The organism is Epibacterium sp. MM17-32, assembly GCF_022348205.1.
Classification (GTDB): domain Bacteria; phylum Pseudomonadota; class Alphaproteobacteria; order Rhodobacterales; family Rhodobacteraceae; genus Epibacterium.
Genome location: NZ_JAKRFC010000005.1, coordinates 139650 through 159242 on the forward strand (window position 1 = coordinate 139650; position 19593 = coordinate 159242).

Annotated in this window: 21 protein-coding genes, 1 tRNA gene, 1 pseudogene and 1 riboswitch; of the genes and pseudogenes, 11 read left to right on the forward strand and 12 right to left on the reverse strand. The window is 62.6% G+C overall.

The window, feature by feature from the left end; all coding sequences use genetic code 11:
- Positions 1 to 55: 55 nt before the first annotated feature.
- Both MHM88_RS10315 and MHM88_RS10320 read right to left on the reverse strand, forming a co-directional pair.
- Positions 56 to 193 (reverse strand): annotated as a pseudogene (locus tag MHM88_RS10315) (IS3 family transposase); the annotation flags it as partial.
- A gap of 338 nt (positions 194 to 531) precedes the next feature.
- Positions 532 to 607 (reverse strand) — tRNA-Lys (locus tag MHM88_RS10320).
- Between the two features lie 248 nt (positions 608 to 855).
- On the opposite strand from MHM88_RS10320, the gene dapF reads away from it, so the two are divergent.
- From dapF to MHM88_RS10335, 3 genes are read left to right on the forward strand one after another with little or no spacing between them, the layout of a single operon-like run.
- Positions 856 to 1686, forward strand: a complete 831-nt coding sequence (gene dapF / locus MHM88_RS10325) for a diaminopimelate epimerase (RefSeq protein ID WP_239364055.1) — start codon at positions 856 to 858, stop codon at positions 1684 to 1686.
- On the forward strand, positions 1683 to 2948 hold the full coding sequence (mtaB, locus tag MHM88_RS10330; RefSeq protein ID WP_239364063.1) for a tRNA (N(6)-L-threonylcarbamoyladenosine(37)-C(2))-methylthiotransferase MtaB: 1266 nt from the start codon (positions 1683 to 1685) through the stop codon (positions 2946 to 2948). The genes dapF and mtaB overlap by 4 nt, the downstream gene beginning before the upstream one ends.
- A gap of 19 nt (positions 2949 to 2967) precedes the next feature.
- Entirely contained in the window at positions 2968 to 3489 is a 522-nt protein-coding gene (locus MHM88_RS10335; RefSeq protein WP_239364066.1) for a chloramphenicol phosphotransferase CPT family protein, read from the forward strand.
- Positions 3490 to 3613: 124 nt separating this feature from the next.
- Here MHM88_RS10335 and MHM88_RS10340 read toward each other — a convergent pair whose 3' ends face one another.
- The 7 genes from MHM88_RS10340 to thiB all read right to left on the reverse strand — a co-directional run bounded on the left by MHM88_RS10340 (position 3614) and on the right by thiB (position 10462).
- The gene (locus tag MHM88_RS10340) at positions 3614 to 4405 is read right to left on the reverse strand and encodes a cytochrome c1 (RefSeq protein ID WP_239364069.1); all 792 of its coding nucleotides are present in this window, start codon (positions 4403 to 4405) and stop codon (positions 3614 to 3616) included.
- 18 nt (positions 4406 to 4423) lie between these two features.
- Entirely contained in the window at positions 4424 to 5752 is a 1329-nt protein-coding gene (petB, locus tag MHM88_RS10345) for a cytochrome b (RefSeq protein WP_239322198.1), read from the reverse strand.
- A 12-nt stretch (positions 5753 to 5764) separates the two neighbouring features.
- The gene (gene petA / locus MHM88_RS10350) at positions 5765 to 6325 is read right to left on the reverse strand and encodes a ubiquinol-cytochrome c reductase iron-sulfur subunit (protein ID WP_239322199.1); all 561 of its coding nucleotides are present in this window, start codon (positions 6323 to 6325) and stop codon (positions 5765 to 5767) included.
- A 237-nt stretch (positions 6326 to 6562) separates the two neighbouring features.
- Positions 6563 to 7165 (reverse strand): glutathione S-transferase, encoded by a 603-nt coding sequence (locus tag MHM88_RS10355; RefSeq protein ID WP_239364071.1) that lies wholly within the window; start codon positions 7163 to 7165, stop codon positions 6563 to 6565.
- Positions 7166 to 7252: 87 nt separating this feature from the next.
- Positions 7253 to 7951 carry an ATP-binding cassette domain-containing protein gene (locus MHM88_RS10360; RefSeq protein WP_239364080.1) on the reverse strand — a complete coding sequence of 233 codons (699 nt, stop codon included), beginning with the start codon at positions 7949 to 7951 and terminating at the stop codon, positions 7253 to 7255.
- Positions 7938 to 9509 carry a thiamine/thiamine pyrophosphate ABC transporter permease ThiP gene (locus MHM88_RS10365; RefSeq protein WP_239364081.1) on the reverse strand — a complete coding sequence of 524 codons (1572 nt, stop codon included), beginning with the start codon at positions 9507 to 9509 and terminating at the stop codon, positions 7938 to 7940. Before MHM88_RS10365 ends, MHM88_RS10360 begins: the two co-directional genes overlap by 14 nt.
- The gene (gene thiB, locus MHM88_RS10370; RefSeq protein ID WP_239364083.1) at positions 9485 to 10462 is read right to left on the reverse strand and encodes a thiamine ABC transporter substrate binding subunit; all 978 of its coding nucleotides are present in this window, start codon (positions 10460 to 10462) and stop codon (positions 9485 to 9487) included. Before thiB ends, MHM88_RS10365 begins: the two co-directional genes overlap by 25 nt.
- A 52-nt stretch (positions 10463 to 10514) precedes the next feature.
- Positions 10515 to 10619: riboswitch (TPP riboswitch) on the reverse strand.
- Positions 10620 to 10845: 226 nt separating this feature from the next.
- Here thiB and aroC point away from each other — a divergent pair.
- The gene (gene aroC / locus MHM88_RS10375; protein WP_239364096.1) at positions 10846 to 11949 is read left to right on the forward strand and encodes a chorismate synthase; all 1104 of its coding nucleotides are present in this window, start codon (positions 10846 to 10848) and stop codon (positions 11947 to 11949) included.
- Between the two features lie 9 nt (positions 11950 to 11958).
- Positions 11959 to 12903: an AEC family transporter gene (locus MHM88_RS10380; RefSeq protein WP_239322205.1), complete on the forward strand. Its 945-nt coding sequence runs from the start codon at positions 11959 to 11961 to the stop codon at positions 12901 to 12903.
- Positions 12904 to 12960: 57 nt separating this feature from the next.
- Here MHM88_RS10380 and MHM88_RS10385 read toward each other — a convergent pair whose 3' ends face one another.
- Positions 12961 to 13377 (reverse strand): helix-turn-helix domain-containing protein, encoded by a 417-nt coding sequence (locus MHM88_RS10385; protein WP_239364098.1) that lies wholly within the window; start codon positions 13375 to 13377, stop codon positions 12961 to 12963.
- Positions 13378 to 13463: 86 nt separating this feature from the next.
- Between MHM88_RS10385 and MHM88_RS10390 the strand changes: the two genes are divergently transcribed.
- Both MHM88_RS10390 and MHM88_RS10395 read left to right on the forward strand, forming a co-directional pair.
- Positions 13464 to 14144 carry a cation transporter gene (locus MHM88_RS10390; protein ID WP_239364102.1) on the forward strand — a complete coding sequence of 227 codons (681 nt, stop codon included), beginning with the start codon at positions 13464 to 13466 and terminating at the stop codon, positions 14142 to 14144.
- A gap of 87 nt (positions 14145 to 14231) precedes the next feature.
- A complete protein-coding gene (locus tag MHM88_RS10395; protein ID WP_239364103.1) occupies positions 14232 to 15173 on the forward strand; it encodes a DMT family transporter in 942 nt (313 codons plus the stop codon).
- Positions 15174 to 15179: 6 nt separating this feature from the next.
- Here the strand turns inward: MHM88_RS10395 and MHM88_RS10400 are convergent, their stop codons facing one another.
- Positions 15180 to 15611 carry a MarR family winged helix-turn-helix transcriptional regulator gene (locus MHM88_RS10400; protein WP_239364104.1) on the reverse strand — a complete coding sequence of 144 codons (432 nt, stop codon included), beginning with the start codon at positions 15609 to 15611 and terminating at the stop codon, positions 15180 to 15182.
- Between the two features lie 110 nt (positions 15612 to 15721).
- Between MHM88_RS10400 and MHM88_RS10405 the strand changes: the two genes are divergently transcribed.
- The gene (locus MHM88_RS10405) at positions 15722 to 16150 is read left to right on the forward strand and encodes an organic hydroperoxide resistance protein (RefSeq protein ID WP_239364106.1); all 429 of its coding nucleotides are present in this window, start codon (positions 15722 to 15724) and stop codon (positions 16148 to 16150) included.
- Positions 16151 to 16329: 179 nt separating this feature from the next.
- Here MHM88_RS10405 and MHM88_RS10410 read toward each other — a convergent pair whose 3' ends face one another.
- Positions 16330 to 17196 carry a branched-chain amino acid aminotransferase gene (locus MHM88_RS10410; RefSeq protein WP_239364107.1) on the reverse strand — a complete coding sequence of 289 codons (867 nt, stop codon included), beginning with the start codon at positions 17194 to 17196 and terminating at the stop codon, positions 16330 to 16332.
- A 160-nt stretch (positions 17197 to 17356) separates the two neighbouring features.
- Here MHM88_RS10410 and MHM88_RS10415 point away from each other — a divergent pair, with 160 nt between their 5' ends.
- Genes MHM88_RS10415 through MHM88_RS10425 form a run of 3 tightly spaced genes read left to right on the forward strand, consistent with a single transcriptional unit; the run spans position 17357 to position 19518 of the window.
- A complete protein-coding gene (locus tag MHM88_RS10415; protein ID WP_239322212.1) occupies positions 17357 to 17869 on the forward strand; it encodes a MarR family winged helix-turn-helix transcriptional regulator in 513 nt (170 codons plus the stop codon).
- A complete protein-coding gene (locus tag MHM88_RS10420) occupies positions 17866 to 18567 on the forward strand; it encodes a response regulator (protein ID WP_239322213.1) in 702 nt (233 codons plus the stop codon). Before MHM88_RS10415 ends, MHM88_RS10420 begins: the two co-directional genes overlap by 4 nt.
- A gap of 9 nt (positions 18568 to 18576) precedes the next feature.
- Positions 18577 to 19518 carry a histone deacetylase family protein gene (locus tag MHM88_RS10425; protein ID WP_239364108.1) on the forward strand — a complete coding sequence of 314 codons (942 nt, stop codon included), beginning with the start codon at positions 18577 to 18579 and terminating at the stop codon, positions 19516 to 19518.
- Positions 19519 to 19593 lie beyond the last annotated feature (75 nt).

Sequence of the window (19593 nt, forward strand, 5' to 3'; positions counted from 1 at the left end):
GTAAATCCTCTGATTGTGGGCGACGTGCTCCCTGCAGAGCCCGCGTTTCTGGGCGCGCTGTGTTCAGGGGTTGGCCCTCTACTGACCGTTGGTGATACTCCCACGAGGTGCGCCCGTCGAGGCTCGGGTGTGGGCACTGGCGATGATAATTGCTCCGCCAGGCAGCGATCAGATCCCGTGCGTGGCGCAGGTTTACATGGAACAAAAAACCAGTTCTTGATACGGCTTACGCGCGGGGTCTCGGCGAGACACCTGCCAGCCGTGTCGGGTTGAAAAACGGATGGCGTGAAGCGCGCGCCGAAAAGGGCATCGATCTCAAGCGTCATCGCTTTTTGCAGCATCCTGTGACCTGAACGAATTCCGTTCCATCAGAGCGCATCCCCGCATAGATCGGGCGCACCTGGAGCCGTATTGTCGAAACCGCGCATTGGCGGCTTGTGTCACCCGAGCTAGCCACGAACAGGCTCGCTGAGCGACCAAAAGCATGACCCGAAGGATCAACCATCATCAGTCGTTACATATTGTGAAAAGTGGTGAGCCGTGCAGGATTCGAACCTGCGACCCACTGATTAAAAGTCAGTTGCTCTACCAACTGAGCTAACGGCCCACTCTCTGTCTGGAAGCTTGGTCCGGCCTCCGCGGATCGCCCTTAGAGCTGATTAATCCCTGAGGATCAAGCGCTTATTTCGGGCTGAAACGTCTTGGCCAAGCTGGCCGCGCCGTTCCGATAGGGGGGGCTTCTACGGTCACGGCGGCAAAGGGTCAACCCCCTTTTCAAAGTTTTCTGCGCTATCTCTGGATTCATTTTCTCATGAGGTCTATATGCGGGTCATGGCCTCCCCAGGATCCGATCATATGTTGCCGTTCATGAAGATGCACGGGCTTGGAAACGACTTTGTCGTCATCGATGCCCGCACCGAAAACTCTCACATCACCCCCGCTCTGGTGAAGGGAATCGCCCATCGTCAATTCGGCCTGGGCTTCGACCAGCTGGCGGTAATCCTGCCCCCAGAGCCCGATGACGGTGCCACGGATGCGCATCTGGTGTTTTACAATGCCGACGGGTCGACTTCGGCCGCCTGTGGTAACGCCACCCGCTGTATTGCCCGCTACCTGATGGATCAGAGCGACGCGACGAAGCTTACCCTGACCACGGACCGGGGTACGTTGTTTGCACGTGATGCCGGCGACGGGCTGACCTCGGTCAACATGGGGATGCCACAACTCTCCTGGGATGAAATCCCCCTGAGTGAGGACATGGATACGCTGGAGCTGCCCATCGAGGGCGGCCCCACGGCGACCGGCATGGGCAATCCGCATTGCACCTTCTTTGTTGAGGACGCCGATCTGATCCCGCTGGAGGACTTTGGCCCCCGCTACGAACACCACCCGCTCTATCCGCAACGCACCAACGTGCAGGTGGCGCATGTTGTCGGTCCCGATCACCTGCGCATGCGTGTCTGGGAACGTGGCGTGGGGGTGACCCTTGCCTCTGGGTCTTCCTCCTGTGCGACAGCGGTTGCCGCGGCACGCAAGGGGCTCACGGGGCGCAAGGTGCAGATCGACCTGGATGGCGGCACGCTGTGGATCGACTGGCGCGAGGATGGCGTCTGGATGACAGGCCCGACCATGCATGTGGCCGATGGGCATTTCACCCGTCAGTTCCTCGAAAGCCTCACCCCGTGAGCGCTGCGCCGAAGTTCACCACCCTTGGCTGTCGGCTCAATGCCTATGAGACCGAAGCCATGAAGGAGCTGAGCCGCCAGGCGGGCCTCGAGAACGCCGTGGTGGTCAATACCTGTGCGGTGACGGCAGAGGCCGTGCGCAAGGCCCGTCAGGAAATCCGCAAACTGCGCCGGGACAACCCCGATGCGCCGATCATTGTGACCGGCTGTGCAGCGCAGACCGAGCCGGAGACCTTTGCCGCCATGAGCGAAGTCACGCAGGTCATCGGCAATACCGAGAAGATGCAGCCCGAGACCTGGCAGCGTATGGCCAAGGGGCCGGATTTCATCGGCACCACCGAGAAGGTTCTGGTGGATGACATCATGTCGGTGACCGAAACCGCAAGCCACCTGATTGATGGGTTTGGCAGCCGGTCGCGGGCCTATGTGCAGGTGCAGAACGGCTGCGACCACCGCTGTACCTTTTGCATCATTCCCTACGGGCGCGGCAACTCGCGCTCGGTTCCAGCCGGTGTGGTGGTGGACCAGATCAAGCGGCTGGTCGACAAGGGGTACAACGAGGTTGTGCTGACCGGCGTCGATCTCACCAGTTGGGGCGCGGACCTGCCCGCAACGCCGAAGCTGGGTGATCTGGTGATGCGAATCCTGAAGCTGGTGCCGGATCTGCCACGCCTGCGCATTTCCTCCATCGACTCGATCGAGGTTGACGAGAACCTGATGCAGGCGATTGCCACCGAACCGCGCCTGATGCCGCATCTGCATCTCAGCCTGCAACATGGCGACGACATGATCCTGAAACGGATGAAGCGCCGCCACCTGCGTGACGATGCGATCCGGTTTGCGGAGGAATCGCGCAAGCTGCGTCCCGACATGACATTTGGGGCCGATATCATTGCCGGCTTCCCGACCGAAACCGAAGCGCATTTTGAAAACTCGCTCAAGCTGGTGACCGACTGCGACCTCACCTGGCTGCATGTTTTCCCCTACTCCAAGAGAGAAGGCACCCCGGCGGCGAAGATCCCATCGCAGGTCAACGGCAACATCATCAAGGATCGGGCTGCCCGCCTGCGTGCCAAAGGCGATGCACAGGTGGAAAAACACCTCTCCCGGCAACTGGGGCGTCAGCATAGCGTGTTGATGGAAAACCCGCATATGGGGCGCACAGAGCAATTCACCGAGGTGCGCTTTGCCACCCCGCAGATCGAAGGCGCGCTGATCCAGACCCGTATTACCGGTATCCAGGGGACACAGCTGACCGCCTGACCGCATCAAGGACGCACGCATGGCCCTGATCCTGTTCCTGCACGGCCCATCCAGCAGCGGCAAGTCCACACTGGCCACGGCGATACGCAACGCGTCTGAGCGACCGTTCCTGCACCTTTCCATCGATCACTTGCGTGACAGCGGCGCATGGACCCCTGCGGCCTATCCGGACTGGAGCGCTGCCCGGCCGCAGTTCTTCTCGGGCTTTCACCGTGCCATTGCCGGTTTTGCCGATTCCGGCAACGATCTGATCGTGGAACATATCCTCGACACCCCGGGCTGGCATCACGAGCTGCAACAGCGATTGACCGGTCATGAGGTTCTGTTCGTCGGTCTGATGCCCCCTCTGGCAGTGCTTGAGGCCCGCGAGGTGGCACGCGCAGACCGCCCCGCAGGCAGCGCCGCGCGGGACTTCGGCCATGTCCATGATGGTCTCGCCTACGACGTCACATTTGATGGCCGCACAGGGGCACAGGAGGGCGCGCAGCAGATCCTTGCACGCATCGCAGCCCCACGCGCCCGCTCTCACTTCTTTGACTGATATCACGCGCCACCACGGCCCGGTACGCGCAGCAGACAGACGATCTTCCGCCTGCCCTCAAAACAGCAAAAACCCCCGCATCAACCGATACGGGGGTTTCTTCAAATCTTGCAGGTGCAGGCCCTTAAGAGGTTTTCTTGCCCTTATGCGGTGCCCACAGACGCTTGTTGGTCAGATAGAGCAGCACCGACAGCACGGCGAGGAACAGCACACCGACAAAACCGGCCTGTTTGCGGGCCATCATCTTGGGTTCCGCTGTCCACATCAGGAAGGCAGAGACATCCTCGGCCAGGTGGTGCAGATCGTTGGCGTGGCCATCGATGAATTCCACCTGCTCATCCGCAAGCGGCGGCGCCATGGAGATCCAGCCACCCGGGAAGGCGGTGTTCTCGTAGAACAGCGTGCCGGCCTCTTCCTTGGTCTCACCGGTGTAGCCGGTCAGAAGCGAGGCGATATATTCCGCACCGCCCATACCCTTGAACAGCTGGTTCAGACCCAGACCGTAGGGACCGTGGAAACCGGCGCGGGACTTTGCCATCAGGCTGAGGTCCGGCGCGCCCAGTGCGGTATTCTCCGGGAAGTGGTCCACCGGCGTCGCGGGACGGAAATCATCCAGCGCGGCGTCGAACACTTCGAAGTTGTCGGCGGCATAGGCCCGCACCTGATCCTCGGGCAGACCGGGGCCGCCTTCGTCAGACAGGGTGCGGATCGGAACCTGCTTCAGCCCGTGACATGCGGCGCAGACCTCGGTGAAGATCTGGAGACCACGCTGCAACTGGTTCTGGTCATAGGTGCCGAAGGGACCTTCGAAGGAGAAGGCGAAGTCTTCGATATGCCCCTCACCCCCAGCCGCAAAGGACGCGGCCGGGACGAGTGCCAGAGCGAAGGCAGCACCGGTTACAAATTTCTTGAACATAGGTAGCTGTCCTTCTTCTTATTCAGCAGGAGTAGCTTCGGATTTCTTGCCGTAGTGGGCGTCGAAATCTTCTTCGATGGTGGCGGGGATCGGTTCCGGTTTCTCGATCACACCAAGCAGCGGCAGGATCACCAGGAAGTAGCCGAACCAATAGGCGGATGCGATCAGCGAGAAGGACGCATAGGGTTCTTCCGCAGGCATCGCGCCCAGCCACATCAGGGCAAAGAAGTCGATGACCAGCAGCAGGAACCACCACTTGAACTGCGGACGGTATTTGCCCGAGCGCACGCGAGAGGTATCCAGCCACGGCGCCAGTGCCATCACGGCAATCGCACCAAACATCGCCAGAACACCGAAGAACTTCGCATCGATGATGCCGCCGGTCACGAAGGACGCGATCTGCACGATCCAGACCTCGGAGGTAAAGGCCCGCAGGATCGCGTAGAAGGGCAGGAAGTACCATTCCGGCACGATGTGCGCAGGGGTCTGAAGCGGGTTGGCTTCGATGTAGTTGTCCGGGTGGCCGAGGTAGTTCGGCATGAAGCCAACGATGGCCCAGAACACCAGCAGCACCACGGCCAGACCGAGGAAATCCTTGATCACGAAGTAGGGCCAGAACGGCAGCGTGTCTTTCTTGGCTTCTTCCTTGGAACCGCGACGCACCTCGACACCGGTGGGGTTGTTGTTGCCCGTGGTGTGGAAGGCCCAGATGTGAACGATCACGAGGGCCGCGATCACGAAGGGCAGCAGATAGTGCAACGAGAAGAAGCGGTTCAGCGTCGCGTTGTCCACCGCGGGTCCGCCCAGAAGCCAGGTCTGGATCGGCTCACCGATGAACGGAATCGCGCCAAACAGGCCGGTAATCACGGTTGCACCCCAGAAGGACATCTGACCCCAGGGCAGAACGTAGCCCATGAAGGCGGTGCCCATCATGCAGAGGTAGATCAGCATGCCCACGATCCAGGTGATTTCGCGCGGGGCCTTGTAGGAGCCGTAGAACAGACCGCGGAAGATGTGGATGTAGACGGCAACAAAGAACAACGACGCGCCGTTCGCATGCAGGTAGCGGATCATGTAGCCGCCATTCACGTTGCGCATGATGTGCTCAACGGAGGCAAAGGCGAGATCCACATGCGGCGTGTAGTGCATCACCAGAACAATGCCGGTGACGATCTGCAGCACGAGGCAGAAGGCGAGGACGATGCCCCAGATCCACCACCAGTTCAGGTTCTTGGGGGTGGGAATCATGATGGTGTCGTAGATGAGGCCGACGATGGGCAGGCGGCTGTTGAGCCACTTTTCTGCGCCTGTCTTCGGCTCGTAATGGTCGTGTGGAATACCAGCCATTCGCGCGTCTCCTTATCCCAGCTTGATGGTGGTTTCGTCGGTGAACTCGGCCACCGGGATATGCAGGTTCTCGGGCGCGGGACCTTTGCGGATACGGCCCGCGGTGTCGTAGTGCGACCCGTGACAGGGGCAGAACCAGCCATTGAATTCCCCGGCCCCATCGCCCAGCGGCACGCAGCCGAGGTGGGTGCAGACACCCATCATCACCAGCCATTCGCCATTTTCGTCGAGGGTGCGGTTTTCATCGGCGGCGTCGGTGCCCGGTTTGTTCGGGTTTTCCGAGGACGAGTCGATCAGCTCTTGCATCTCGACTGCGCGCGCTTCGTCGATTTCTTCCTGGGTGCGGCGGCGGATGAACACCGGCTTGCCAAGGAACATCACAGAGATCTGCGTACCAACATCCACGCCGGAAATGTCCACAAGGATGGAGGACAGGGCCTGAACGTCAGCGGAGGGATTCATCTGGTTGACCAGTGGCCAAACGGCGGCACCCGCGGTGACAGCCCCTGCGCCAGCGGTGGCGTAGTAGAGGAAATCTCTCCGGGTTCCTTCGTGGTCTTCTGCGTGGGACACGAGGTTTTCTCCAATTTCAGCGCCCGTTTAGGGCAAACATGCGCTTACACCGCAACTGGACGCGGTGACTCAGCCGCGTGTCTAGCGATGCAAACCGGGTTCGTCTAGCGGTCAAAGCAGCGCAGGTCTGCCGAAGACGGGGTTTCTTTCACAGAACCGTTGCAATGCTGCGCCGCTTCCGCCCCTATCTGCCGCTTCTCCTTTAAAACCGGGTGAAAACCCGGCCCCAGACGGCGTTCAGGCGGCATCCGGTCGCGTCGCCTGCATCGATGGGCGCGATTCGAAGGCCCGCAGCCACTCGGCAAGCTGCGGGTTGCCCTCGCGCCAACCGGCGTCCGGGTGACGAAAATCCACATAGGCCAGCGCCGCCGCCATGGCCAGTTGGCCGATGTTCACCGGCCCGTTCAATGCCGGCATCCACCGCGCCTCAACCGCTGCACAGGCGCCGAGGATCTTGTGACGCTGCCCGTCCAGCCAGCCGTCCCATTGTTTGTCCGCGGGGCGCAGGCGTTTTTCATAGGCCATGGAGACACCGGCATCCATGATGCCATCCGCCGTGGCCTCCAGCACCTTCATGTCCCAGCCGCCCTTGTAGAGGGCACCCCCCGCACGGGCATCGAGGAATTCGCAGATCACCCGGCTGTCATAGAGTGTCGGACCACCCTCGCGGGTCAGCGCCGGGATCTTGGCCAGCGGGTTGCTGGCCGCAAGCGCCGCATCCGGGCCGGTGACGGATGTCGTGACCGGCAACAGCGCAACATCCTCCAGCTGGCCGGTTTCATGCAGCACCAGCACCACCTTGCGCACAAAGGGGGAAGAAGCCGAATAGAAGAGTTTCATGTCACTGGGTCTCCCTGGTTGGCGCAACTCTAGCGGGCGTTCCGCCGTTTTGGAAATGTAGGATCGCAAAAAATGCGGAAACCGCGGTCAATTGTCGCCCAGGTAGCTGCGCAGCGCCGCAGGCGGGTTGTCCAGCAGTTGCACTGTGGGTTCGGGCGGTCGTGCCGTACCCTCGGCCACCAGCACCACCTGATCCGCGATCCGGCGCGCGTCCTGCGGATCGTGGCTGACCATCAACATGGTAAGATCGCTTTCGGTGGTGATGTCCCGCACCAGATCCAGCATCTCCGCCTTGAGCGCCGGACCCAGCGCCGCAAAGGGTTCGTCCAGCAACAGCAGTTCCCGCCCCTGGACCAGCACCCGCGCCAGCGCTGCCCGGCTCTGCTGGCCACCGGACAGCTCGGCGGGTTTGCGATCTTCCAAGCCCTGCAACCCGACGCGGGCGATCGAAGCGTCGACCTGCGCGCGCTCCGCCGCAGTCAGACGGCGATTGGCATCGACCCCGAGGCCCACGTTTTGCCGCACCGAGAGATGCGGAAACAGGTTGCCGTCCTGAAACAGCATTGCCACCGGCCGCTTGCCGGGGCCCAGCGGAACCAGATCTCGCCCCTGCCACAGGATCCGCCCCGCCGCGAGGGGCTGAAACCCGGCAACCGCCTCCAGCAGGGTGGATTTGCCCGCACCGGACGGACCAATCACCGCCACCCGCGCACCACCGGCGATCTCGAGGTCAGCTTCGAGGCGGAACGTGCCCTTCCGGATGTCCGCGCCTTCAAGTTTCAGCATGGAATCGCCCTCCCCGGTCCAGTAGCCAGAATACCCCCATCGATAGGACAAACAGCAGCAGCGCCGCCCCCTGCGCGGCCTCCATGCGATAGGCCCCCATCAGCCGATAGACCTGCAACGGCAACGTCGCGACCTCGGGATCGGCAAACAGCGCGATGACACCAAGATCACCAAGCGACAGCGCGGCCGTCAGACCAGCGGCAAAGCCGATCTGAGCCCGACAGCGCGGCAGCAGCACCCGCTGCCAAACCGCTCGGCCACGCATGTCGAGCGCAACGGCCAGGCGTGCATTCTGTTGCAGCACCTGCCGTATGCGAGGCACCAGAATGCGCAGCGCAAAGGGGAGCGCCATCACCATGTTGACCACCGCCGTCACCGGCAACGCCAGCATAAAAGGGTCGACAAAGGGATAGACCATCACGAACAGCCCGGTCCCGATCACCAGCGGCGACGCCGCGAGCCCCAGGATGCCGGCGACTTCTCCCAGCCGTTTGCGCCCCATGGCAATGCTTGCCGACAGGGGCAGCGCCACCAGCAACAGCAGTGCGGTGCTCAGGCTGGCAATCTGGATCGACACCCAGGCCGCACTCCACACCGAACCGGGCAGGCTCGCCAGGCCAGGCACGCCCGCCACCAGCACCGCCAGCAGCGGCAGCATCAGGAACAGCGCGGCGAGTGCAATCCACAGACCGTCAGACAGCCATGCGCGCGCTCCCGCCCCGTCCCAACGGGCCACCGCCCGGTCGAGACCGGCGCCAAGACCATCACCGAGCGACACCCGCAACGCCAGAAGCGCCGCTGCCACCGTCAGGACAAGCTGCACGCTGGACAGCATCGCCGCCCGCCCAAGATCAAAGTCGAAGTGGAACGCCTGATAGATCGCCAACTCCAGCGTCGTTGCACGTGGCCCGCCACCGAGGGTCAGCGCCACCGCGAAACTCGACAGGCAGATGGCAAAGATAACCGCCGCGGCACCGGGTACCACCTGCCGCAGCATCGGCAGTTCCAGCAGTCGCCACATGGCCCCCGACCCAGCATCCAGCTGCGCCGCGAGCCGGAACCGCTCTGCCGGTATCTCCTGCCAGCCTTGCAGGATCAGCCGGGTTGCCAGCGGCAGGTTAAAGAACACATGCGCGATCACCACACCGTGCAGCCCGTAGATCTGGACCGGGGGCACGCCCACCAGCCCCAGCGCATCACTCACCCAGCCGGAGCGGCCAAAGACCGCCAGCAGCCCCAGGATCGCGACAATCACCGGCAGGATGAACGGCGCGCCCAGTAGCGTGATCAAGACACGACGACCGGGAAACCTGCGGCGGGCCAGGGCACGGGCGACCGGGATGGCCAGACCGACACTGATCAGGGCCGACAGCACCGCCTGCACCAGCGTGAACCGCAGGGCCGACTGATCGGCTGCGCCAAACCCGGCGCCGCCTTCCGCCCGCAGGGTCACCGCCGCCAGCGTGCCCAGAACCAGCAGCGCCACCCCAAGGGCGGCGCAGGTTCCGGGCCAGGTCGCGACCGGACGCAGGTTTACCGGCTGAGCGCTGTGCGCCATTCGTCCAGCGCCTTTGCCCGCAGGTCTGCGGCTACTTGCTCGGGCAGAAGCAGGGCTTTCTGGGGGTTCACCAGAGTCTCGAACCCGGCAGGCAGGCCGTTGGCGGGGGTGACCGCCGGATACATCCAGTTGGTGGTCGGAATGATCGACTGGAACCCATCCGACACCATGAATTGCAGGAACTGATCCGCGAGCTCCGGCTGATCGCTGGCCGCGAGTTTTCCGGCCACCTCAACCTGAATGTAGTGCCCTTCGTCAAAGACGGCGGCGGCCTTGCTGTCGTCCTCTTCGGCGATCAGGTGATAGGCGGGCGAGGTGGTGTAGGACAGCACCATATCCGCCTCACCTTCGAGGAAGAGACCATAGGCTTCCGACCAGCCCTTGGTAACGGTGACGATATTGTCGCTCAGACTCTCCCAGATCGCCGGCGCCTCGTCGCCATAGGCGGCCTTGACCCACATCAGGAGCCCGAGCCCGGGGGTGGAAGAGCGGGGGTCCTGGATGACGATCTTGGCATCGCTCTCGCCCAGCGCCTTGAAATTCGTGGGCGCATCCGCGGCGGCATTGTGCACGAAGGCGAAATAGCCCCAGTCGTAGGGCGCGAAGACCTCATCGTTCCACGCCACGGGGAGCGCATAGTCGGCCTCGACCGAGATCGGCGCAAACAGACCGGTGTCCTTTGCCGCGGCGGTCAGGTTGGTATCAAGGCCAAGCACCACATCCGCATCGGACCGCTCGCCTTCCAGCTTGATCCGCGCCAGCAGTGCCGCCCCGTCGCCGGCGCCGACGAATTTCAGGTCACAGCCACAGGTCGCCTCAAACGCCTGTTCCACCGCCGGGCCGGGGCCCCACTCGGACACAAAACTGTCGTAGGTGTAGACCACAAGCTCTGGCGTGTCCGCCGTCGCGGCGGTGGCGGCCAAAAGCGCGCTCGCAACAAAGAGGGGTTTCATATCGTCCTCCAATGCGGCGTCAGGCAAGGAGGAGATCGGGGCATCAGCGCACCGCAACATCCGGAACCTTCCCTCCGCCGGTATAATCCGGTTCAGGTTCAACGGGTTCGCCATCCGGCATCTCAGCGCGTCATTTCGCGCACCCCGAGGTGGGGCAAACCCTAGGGCGCGTTTGCCGGATTGGCAAGCGCAGCCTTGAGATGCCGAAGACGGATACCAGCGCTCGCTTGGGTCAGCGCGCCTGACCTGTCGTTTCATCCGCGAAACACGGGGACAATGAGAAGCAGGCGATGTTTCTGTCGTTTCTGCCCTGTTGATGCGCGGCTCTCTTTTCCCGGGCTCGCTTTGCCGTTAAAGGGTCAGGACAAAGGAGACCCGCGCGCATGTCCATGAACTCTTTCGGCCACCTCTTCCGTGTCACCACCTGGGGCGAAAGCCACGGGCCTGCTCTCGGGGCGACCGTCGATGGCTGTCCGCCGAATGTCCCGCTGAGCCCGTACATGCTGCAACAGTGGCTGGACAAGCGCCGCCCCGGCCAGAACAAGAACACCACCCAGCGCAACGAGCCGGACGCGGTAAAGATACTGTCGGGTGTGTTCGAGGGCCACTCCACCGGCACGCCGATCCAGCTGATGATCGAGAACACCGATCAGCGGTCAAAGGACTATGGCGAGATCGCGCAGACCTTCCGCCCCGGCCATGCGGACATCACGTATTTCCAGAAATACGGCAACCGTGACTATCGCGGCGGCGGGCGGTCCTCGGCCCGCGAAACCGCGGCGCGGGTGGCCGCGGGCGGTGTTGCACGCGAAGCGATCAACGCACTGGTGCCCGGCCTTCAGATCAAGGGCTACATGACCCGGATGGGCGAGATGGAGATCGACCGCAGCCGGTTCGACTGGGCAGCGATCGACCAAAATGATTTCTGGATTCCGGATGCGGGCGCTGTCCAGGACTGGGAAGACTACCTGCAAGCGCTGCGCAAGGATCACGACTCGGTCGGCGCCGTGGTCGAGGTGGTGGCACGCGGGGTGCCCGCCGGTATCGGTGCGCCGATCTATGGCAAGCTCGACACCGACCTCGCCGCCGCGATGATGTCGATCAATGCCGTGAAGGGCGTGGAGATCGGCGAGGGCATGCATGCCGCCCAGCTGAAAGGGTCGGAGAACGCCGACGAGATCTTTATGGGCAATGACGGCCAGCCGGTCTATTCCTCCAACCACGCCGGCGGCATCCTTGGCGGCATTTCCACCGGTCAGGACGTCGTGGTGCGGTTCGCGGTCAAACCGACCTCCTCGATCCTGACGCCGCGCCAGTCGATCCGCAAGGACGGCACCGCCACCGAAGTCATCACCAAGGGCCGCCACGACCCCTGCGTCGGCATTCGTGCCGTGCCCGTGGCCGAGGCAATGATGGCCTGCGTCATCCTGGATCACCTGTTGCTGCATCGCGGCCAGATCGGCGAGAATCAGGGCCGGATCGGATAACCCAGGCCCATGGTCGCCATTCTCGGGATTACCTTTCCGATCTACGCGGCCCTCGGGTTGGGGTACCTGTTTGTCTGGAAAGGCATCTTTTCCAGCCACGACATCAAGAGCCTCGGCGCCTATGTCTTCAACCTGGCGCTGCCGGGGCTGATCTTCACCACCATCGCCAGCCGCGACCCGGTCGAAGTGTTCCAGGCCGCCTATGTGCTGCCCTATCTGATTGGCGGCGTACTGAATATTGCGGTCGCCTATCTGCTGTTTTCGCTCCGCGGGTTTGATCCGATGCGGCGGGCGGTGGGCGTCATGGGCTCGACCTGTCCCAACAACGGATTTGTCGGCTATCCGGTGATGCTGCTGGCATTCCCTGACATTGCGGGCATCGTCCTAACACTGAACCTGGTGATCGAGACGCTGATCCTGATCCCGATCTGCCTGATGCTGATGGAGGCGGCCGACGCCGACCGTTCCGTCCCGCTTGGGCCGCGCCTGTGGCGGATCGTCTGGAACGTGGCGAAGATGCCGACGATGATGGCCCTTGTCGCGGGGCTTCTGGTGGCGCTCCTCCATGTGCCGATTCCGGCGCCGTTTTTTCGCTTTACCGATATGCTCGCGGCTTCTGCCGGGGCGGTGTCGCTGATCGTGATCGGCGGGTCGCTTGCCGGGCTGCCTCTGCGCGGCAACAAGAGCCTCGCAGCCCAGGCGACACTGGGCAAGCTGGTGATTCATCCCGCCATTGTCGCAGTGGTGGCGGCGATCTGCGTCGCGGCGGGCCTGCTGGAGATTTCACCCGAGATCCGCGCCGCGCTGATCCTGTCGGCGGCGATGCCGATGTTTGCCACCTATACGATCTTTGCTCAGGCCAAGGGGCATGAAGGCGCGGCGAGCCTCGCGTCGCTCGCCGCGACCGTTCTTGCCTATGTCACCTTGAACGGTCTGTTGTGGGTGCTGACCTGATCCCGGCGGGTATCCGCGCCTGCGATCCCGACCAAAGGCGCCAGACCCCAAAACGCCCTAGCCGTGCTCTCCAAGGCATTGGCTGTGATCGCCCAGCGCCGTCAGAACCTGACAGGTGCCACCCGATCCCCCTTCGCACAGCCGGGTGATCCGCTCCAGTTCCGCCTCCAGCTGTTGCAGTCGGGCAATGCGGGCGCGCACCTTTTCAAGCTGAGCCCGGGCGATGTCGTCCGCGGCATGACAATCGCGCCCCAGCTCGCCGTTGAGCCCCATCAACTCCTTGATTTCCTCCAGCCCGAACCCGAGATCGCGCGCGTGCTTGATAAAACCGAGCCGCTCCAGACCGGCCTGATCATAGCGTCGCTGGTTGCCCGCGTTGCGCGTGGCGGGGTCAATGAGGCCGATCTGCTCATAATAGCGAATGGTCGGAACCTTAACGCCGGTCGCCTTGGACAATGTGCCGATGGAATACATCGCAATCCCCTCTTGAACCTCTAGTGACTAGAGCACCTAGGTTGATCCCGAATCGAGATCAAGGACAAGAGCAAAGGACCTGACTGATGGCAGGATGCTGCAACCATGACGCCCAGTTCGACGGGGTATCCAAACAATACAAACGCCGCCTGTGGATGGTGATCGCCATCAATGCGGTGATGTTCGTTGTCGAGATGAGCGCCGGCGAAGCCGCCGGCAGCCAGGCGCTGAAAGCTGACGCGCTGGACTTTCTCGGCGACGCGCTGACCTACGGGATTTCGCTGGCGGTCATCGGTGCCAGCCTGCGCACCCGGTCTCTGGCAGCGATCGGCAAGGGTGTCAGCCTTTTGGTCATGGGGATCTGGGTGTTCGGCTCCACTCTGTGGCAGGTTTTTATCGCCGGCGTCCCCGAGGCACAGGTGATGGGGGCCATTGGCTTTCTCGCGCTTGCCGCAAATCTCCTGTCGGTGGCGTTGCTGGCCGCCTACAAGGATGGCGATGCCAACGTGCGGTCGGTCTGGCTGTGTTCGCGCAATGACGCCATCGGCAACGTGGCAGTGATGATCGCGGCCCTTGGGGTCTGGGGCACGGCCACCGGCTGGCCGGATCTGATCGTCGCCGGCATCATGGCGGGCCTCTTCCTCAGCTCCGCGTTCCAGATCCTGCGCCAGGCGCTGGCTGAATGGCAGCAGGGCAAGGCACCTCCCCCGCGGTCTACCTGTGGTCACAGCCACGACAGCACCAAAGCACACGAGCACGCCCACTGAGCGCTTCGCGGCTGTCGCGGTCTAAATAATGTACCAGTCTCCCCCTGCGCGCTTGCCATTCACCTGCGGAGCGCGCAGGGTCCGCGCATGGCAAAAAGCTTAACATCGCATCGACCTGTGCTGGCCATCACGCTGAAGGTGACCGCCATCGGCCTGTTTACGATCATGTCCGGCCTGATCAAGGAAATCACGCAGGTTGTGCCCACCGGGCAGGCGGTGTTCTTTCGCTCGTTCTTCGTGTTGCCGGTGATCCTGGTCTGGCTTGCTCTGCGCGGTGATCTGCCGCGGGGGCTGCGCACCCAAAGCCCGATGCTGCATTTCTGGCGCGGCCTCGTGGGCACCTCGGCAATGGGATTGAACTTCGCCGCACTGGCGATTCTGCCCCTGCCGGAGGTCACCGCGCTCGGCTATGCCACGCCGATCTTCACGCTGATTCTCGCCGCACTCCTGCTTGGAGAACGCATTCGCATCATCCGGATCAGCGCTGTGGCGATCGGACTTGTCGGCGTGCTGATCATGCTATCGCCACGTCTGAATGGGTCCGAAGCCTTTCAGGACACGGCCTTTATCGGGGCAATGCTGGTGCTGACAGCAGCGGCGTTGCGGGGGTTTGTGCAGATCCACATCCGTAAAATGGTGCAGAGCGAGGACACCGCCGCGATTGTCTTCTACTTCTCCGTCACCGCATCCCTGCTGTCGCTGCTGACCTTGCCGTTTGGTTGGGTCATGCCCGATAGGCCCCTGTTGCTGCTGCTGGTCAGTACCGGTTTCATCGGAGCGATCGCGCAGCTGCTCATCACCTCGTCCTACCGGTTTGCCCCGGCGTCGCTACTGGCACCTTATGACTACGTGTCGATGCTATTTGCGCTGGTCATCGGCTATGTATGGTTTTCGGAATGGCCCTCACTGGTGATGCTGGCGGGGGCGGCGCTGGTGATTGTGGCGAATGGCATCGTGATCTGGCGCGAGAGCCGTCTGGGACTGGATCGTGGCAAGGCCAAGCCGCTGACCGACCCCAAGGGCGGTTAGGGCGCGCTAACCCCGTTCCAGCTTGTCGCGCAACAGATGCAGCCGGTCCCGCAACGCAGTCAGCTCTTCGATGTCCCCGCCCATTGCGTCCAGCACGCAGGCGGTCAGTTCACCCGCCTTTTGCTCCAAGGCGCGCCCCTTGTCGGTGAGCGCCACGATCAGGCTGCGCTCATCATCCGGATTGCGCTGCCGGGTCAGAAACTCTGCCGCCTCCATCCGTTTGAGGAGCGGGGTCAGCGTGTTGGTATCCAGCTGCAACTCACGCCCCAACTCGTTGACCCGGCGCCTGTCCCTGTTCCAGAGCGCGACCAGCACTAGATACTGAGGGTAAGTCAGCCCCAGAGGGGCCAGTAAGGGGCGATAGAGGCGCGAGATCGCATGGTTCACCGAATAGACGGAGAAGCACAAAAGCTCGTCGATTTTCAAAGGTCGATCCATCCAAAGACGTTAGATCTTGCACGATATGATCGCAAGCGGTTGACATCAGGCGCTGCACAACCAAGATATATCGCACACGACATAATCGCATACGATTAAAGGAGTCGCACATGTCCGTTTCCCCCGTTTACACCGCCCATGGGTCCGCCACCGGAGGTCGGGATGGTCAGGCCAAAGTGGCCGGCACCGACCTGGTTCTCGACCTTGCCCCGCCAACCGAAATGGGTGGCGATGGCAAAGGCTATAACCCGGAGCAACTCTTCGCCGCGGGCTATTCCGCCTGCTACATCGGCGCGATGAAATTCGCGACCACGCAAGATGATAGCCTGCCGAAGGTTCCCGACAGCGTCGAAGTCGAAACCGCGGTCGGAATCGGCCCGCGCGAGGCGGGGGGTTTTGGCCTCAAGGTGCACCTGAAAGTCACGCTCCCGGGCGTTGACAAGGACGCCGCCGAGCGCCTGACCGAAGCGGGGCACAAAATCTGCCCCTACTCCAATTCTGTCCGGGGCAACGTCGACGTCACCACAGAAATCGCGTGATCCAGCGGAGCGCCTGCGGCGCACAGGTTTGATCAGGGATGCGAGGCGCTGCCTCGCGCTCCGAGATATTTGAGAAAAGCTGAAGTGGCGACAGGCGCCAAACGGCACCGAAGGTGCTCATACAGAAAAAGCGCGGGGCGTATGTCCCGCGCTTTTGCATTTTAGTACCCAGAATTGCGTCAGCTGCGAACCAGGGCTTCGTAGTCCTCGGCAATCTCGCGGGTCATCTGGCCGACTTCGAATGTATAGGGGCCGATCTCGCCGACGGGCGTGACCTCGGCGGCGGTACCGGTCAGCCAGCACTGTTCAAACCCGTCCATCTCTTCCGGCATGATGTGGCGCTCATGCACGGTAATGCCCTTGTCCTTCAGCATCTCGATCACCGTTTGCCGGGTGATGCCGTTGAGGAAGCAATCCGGTTTCGGCGTATGTACCTCGCCATCCTTGACGAAGAAGATATTGGCGCCGGTCGCCTCCGCCACGTAGCCGCGGTAGTCCATGAACAGCGCATCAGAGCAGCCTTTAGCCTCCGCCTTGTGCTTGGAGATCGTACAGATCATGTAGAGGCCCGCCGCCTTGGCATGCACCGGGATGGTTTCCGGCGAGGGGCGCTTGAACTCCGCGATGTCGAGCTTTGCGCCCTGCATCTTGGCATCGCCGTAATAGGCACCCCAGCCCCAGACGGCGACCGCCATCCGCACCGGGTTCTTTGCCGAGGCAACGCCCATATCCTCGCCCGACCCACGCCAGACCACCGCGCGAACATAGGCGTCCTTCAGGCCGGAGGCTTTCAGGGTCTCTTCCTTGGCCGTCTCAATGTCATCCACCGAGTAGGGCATCGGCATGTCGAGCGCCTCGGCAGAGGCGATCAGGCGCTCGGAATGCGCGCGGCTCTTGAAGATCTTGCCGTTATAGGCACGTTCGCCTTCAAACACAGAAGAAGCGTAATGCATTGCATGCGTCAGGATGTGGACCTTGGCATCGCGCCAGTTCACCAGTTCGCCATCCATCCAGATCAGACCGTCGCGGTCATCATATCCAGCCATTCCGCATTCCTTTTCAGCGCCGTGTCATTTTCGGTTGTTGCGCAACATGACGTGAATTCATTCACATAATTGCGCCAAACCCGCAACTCGATACATCTCGGGTCTTGGAATGTCAATAATGCTGACATAAACTAGCGTTCAAAATAAAGGAGAGGCACATATGTCTGACGGGCGTTCCGGAGCGGGGTTTGGCGGCGAAAGCCTGCTGTTCCTGACCGATGAGCAGCTGCGCCAGGGGATCGAGGCGATGTTCTTCGCCTATCGCGGCTTTACGGCGGATCCGGATCGCATTCTTGCAGAACTGGCCTATGGGCGGGCGCATCACCGGGCCCTGCATTTCATCAATCGCTCTCCCGGCACGACGGTCAACAACCTGCTCAGTATCCTCGGGGTGACCAAGCAATCCTTGAACCGGGTGCTGCGGGCGCTGGTCGAGGACGGGCTGGTGGACAGCCGGGTGGGCACACTCGACAAGCGCGAGCGCAATCTCTTCCTCACGGAACGCGGTCGCGACCTGGAGCAGCGCCTGTCCGATGCCCAGCGCGTCCGCATGCGTGCGGCCTACAAACAGGCCGGCCCCGAAGCGGTGCAGGGTTTTAAAAAGGTGCTGGAGGCGATGATGGACCCGGACATGCGACGCGCCTATGTCGAGTTGCGCGAGGCGCCCCAATGAACTCACCCGATGCCCATCTGCTGATCGTCGACGATGATGAGCGTATCCGCGACCTGTTGAAGAAATTCCTGATGCGCGCGGGGTTCCTGGTGACCGCAGCGCGGGATGCCGCCCATGCCCGGCGGGTTCTGTCGGGGCTGGATTTCGACCTCATCGTGCTCGACGTGATGATGCCGGGTGAGGATGGGCTGTCCCTGACCGCTGCGCTGCGCGAAACCATGGTGACGCCGATCCTGCTGCTGACAGCCCGCGGTGAAACCGATGATCGCATCAAGGGGCTGGAAGCCGGCGCGGATGACTACCTGCCGAAACCCTTTGAACCCAAGGAGCTGTTGCTGCGGATCAACGCGATCCTGCGCCGCATGCCCGAGAACCAGCCCGAAGACGTCACGCCCAAGTATATGCAGCTCGGGGCGATCCGGTATGACATCGAGCGCGGCGAGATGTGGCAGGGCGAAGACCTGATCCGGCTGACCTCGACCGAGAGCCAGCTGATGAAGATCTTCTCTGCCCAGCCCGGAGAACCGGTCAGCCGTGCCAAGCTGGTCGAGGACCTGGGGCGCGACCGGGGACAGGCGCAGGAACGTGCCGTGGACGTGCAGATCACCCGCCTGCGCCGCAAGATCGAGCCCAACCCGAAACAGCCGCAATACCTGCAAACCGTGCGCGGTGCAGGCTACATGCTGGCCCCGGATTAAGACCCCGACATGAAGACTGCTCTCGTCACCCATCCCGAGGGGCTCCTGCATCAGACCCCTGCCAAGGTCCATGAGCAGGTCGGGCGGCTGGATTTCGTGCTCCGGGCAATCGAGGATCTGCCGCTCGCACGCCATTCGGCGCCGTTGGCCGCGCGAAATGTGATCGAAACGCTGCATGATCCCGCCTATGTCGATCATGTTCTCGGCAGCATTCCCGAACAGGGTTTCGCCTTTATAGACTCTGATACGGACGATGAAACCAGCCTGTCGCCCACCTCTTTGAATGCCGTGCTTCGGGCGGTGGGCGGTGCGGCCCGGGCTGTGGACCTCGTGCTGTCTGGTGAAGCCCCAAACGCCTTTGTCGCCAAGCGCCCGCCGGGGCACCACGCGCTGCGGGACCGGGCGATGGGGTTCTGCTTTTTTGGCAATGTCGCGCTTGCGGCGCGGCATGCGATGGAAGGGCACGGGCTGAAGCGTGTGGCAATCGTCGATTTCGACGTGCATCACGGCAACGGCACCCAGGCCCTGCTCTGGGACGAGCCGCGCGCATTGGTCGTGACCTCGCAACAGATGCCGCTGTGGCCCGGTACCGGCACGCCCGAGGAGCGTGGCGCGCATGACAATGTGGTCAATATCCCACTCCTGCCCGGAACCGGCGGTGCCAAGATGCGCGCGCTCTATGCCGAACAGGTCTTTCCGAGGCTGCGGGCCTTTGATCCCGAGCTGATCCTGATCTCAGCCGGTTTCGATTGCCACCGGGATGATCCGCTGGCCGAGCTGAACTGGCGCGAGGTGGACTACGACTGGCTGACCCGCAACCTCTGCGCCATTGCCAACAGCACCTGCGCGGGGCGTGTGGTCTCGGTGCTTGAGGGCGGCTATGACCTGCCGGCGCTGGCGTCATCGGCCCGGGTGCATGTAGAGGCCCTGATCCGGGCCCATGCGGACTGACGCTGATCTGACGGTCCCCCCTCTTGCAACATGCCCGGCAAAGAAGGATCGTGCCGCAAAACAGATCGGGGACCA

Bases quoted from the DNA above. Each gene is read 5' to 3' on its own strand.
- MHM88_RS10385 (WP_239364098.1), bottom strand. From the start codon at position 13,377: ATGTATTCCATCGGCACATTGTCCAAGGCGACCGGCGTTAAGGTTCCG.
- MHM88_RS10360 (WP_239364080.1), bottom strand. From the start codon at position 7,951: ATGCTGAAACTTGAAGGCGCGGACATCCGGAAGGGCACGTTCCGCCTC.
- MHM88_RS10405 (WP_239364106.1), top strand. From the start codon at position 15,722: ATGTCCGTTTCCCCCGTTTACACCGCCCATGGGTCCGCCACCGGAGGT.
- MHM88_RS10340 (WP_239364069.1), bottom strand. From the start codon at position 4,405: ATGTTCAAGAAATTTGTAACCGGTGCTGCCTTCGCTCTGGCACTCGTC.
- MHM88_RS10400 (WP_239364104.1), bottom strand. From the start codon at position 15,611: ATGGATCGACCTTTGAAAATCGACGAGCTTTTGTGCTTCTCCGTCTAT.
- MHM88_RS10420 (WP_239322213.1), top strand. From the start codon at position 17,866: ATGAACTCACCCGATGCCCATCTGCTGATCGTCGACGATGATGAGCGT.
- MHM88_RS10355 (WP_239364071.1), bottom strand. From the start codon at position 7,165: ATGAAACTCTTCTATTCGGCTTCTTCCCCCTTTGTGCGCAAGGTGGTG.
- MHM88_RS10390 (WP_239364102.1), top strand. From the start codon at position 13,464: ATGGCAGGATGCTGCAACCATGACGCCCAGTTCGACGGGGTATCCAAA.
- MHM88_RS10365 (WP_239364081.1), bottom strand. From the start codon at position 9,509: ATGGCGCACAGCGCTCAGCCGGTAAACCTGCGTCCGGTCGCGACCTGG.
- MHM88_RS10395 (WP_239364103.1), top strand. From the start codon at position 14,232: ATGGCAAAAAGCTTAACATCGCATCGACCTGTGCTGGCCATCACGCTG.
- MHM88_RS10425 (WP_239364108.1), top strand. From the start codon at position 18,577: ATGAAGACTGCTCTCGTCACCCATCCCGAGGGGCTCCTGCATCAGACC.
- MHM88_RS10415 (WP_239322212.1), top strand. From the start codon at position 17,357: ATGTCTGACGGGCGTTCCGGAGCGGGGTTTGGCGGCGAAAGCCTGCTG.
- aroC (WP_239364096.1), top strand. From the start codon at position 10,846: ATGTCCATGAACTCTTTCGGCCACCTCTTCCGTGTCACCACCTGGGGC.
- MHM88_RS10410 (WP_239364107.1), bottom strand. From the start codon at position 17,196: ATGGCTGGATATGATGACCGCGACGGTCTGATCTGGATGGATGGCGAA.
- thiB (WP_239364083.1), bottom strand. From the start codon at position 10,462: ATGAAACCCCTCTTTGTTGCGAGCGCGCTTTTGGCCGCCACCGCCGCG.
- petB (WP_239322198.1), bottom strand. From the start codon at position 5,752: ATGGCTGGTATTCCACACGACCATTACGAGCCGAAGACAGGCGCAGAA.
- MHM88_RS10335 (WP_239364066.1), top strand. From the start codon at position 2,968: ATGGCCCTGATCCTGTTCCTGCACGGCCCATCCAGCAGCGGCAAGTCC.
- dapF (WP_239364055.1), top strand. From the start codon at position 856: ATGTTGCCGTTCATGAAGATGCACGGGCTTGGAAACGACTTTGTCGTC.
- MHM88_RS10380 (WP_239322205.1), top strand. From the start codon at position 11,959: ATGGTCGCCATTCTCGGGATTACCTTTCCGATCTACGCGGCCCTCGGG.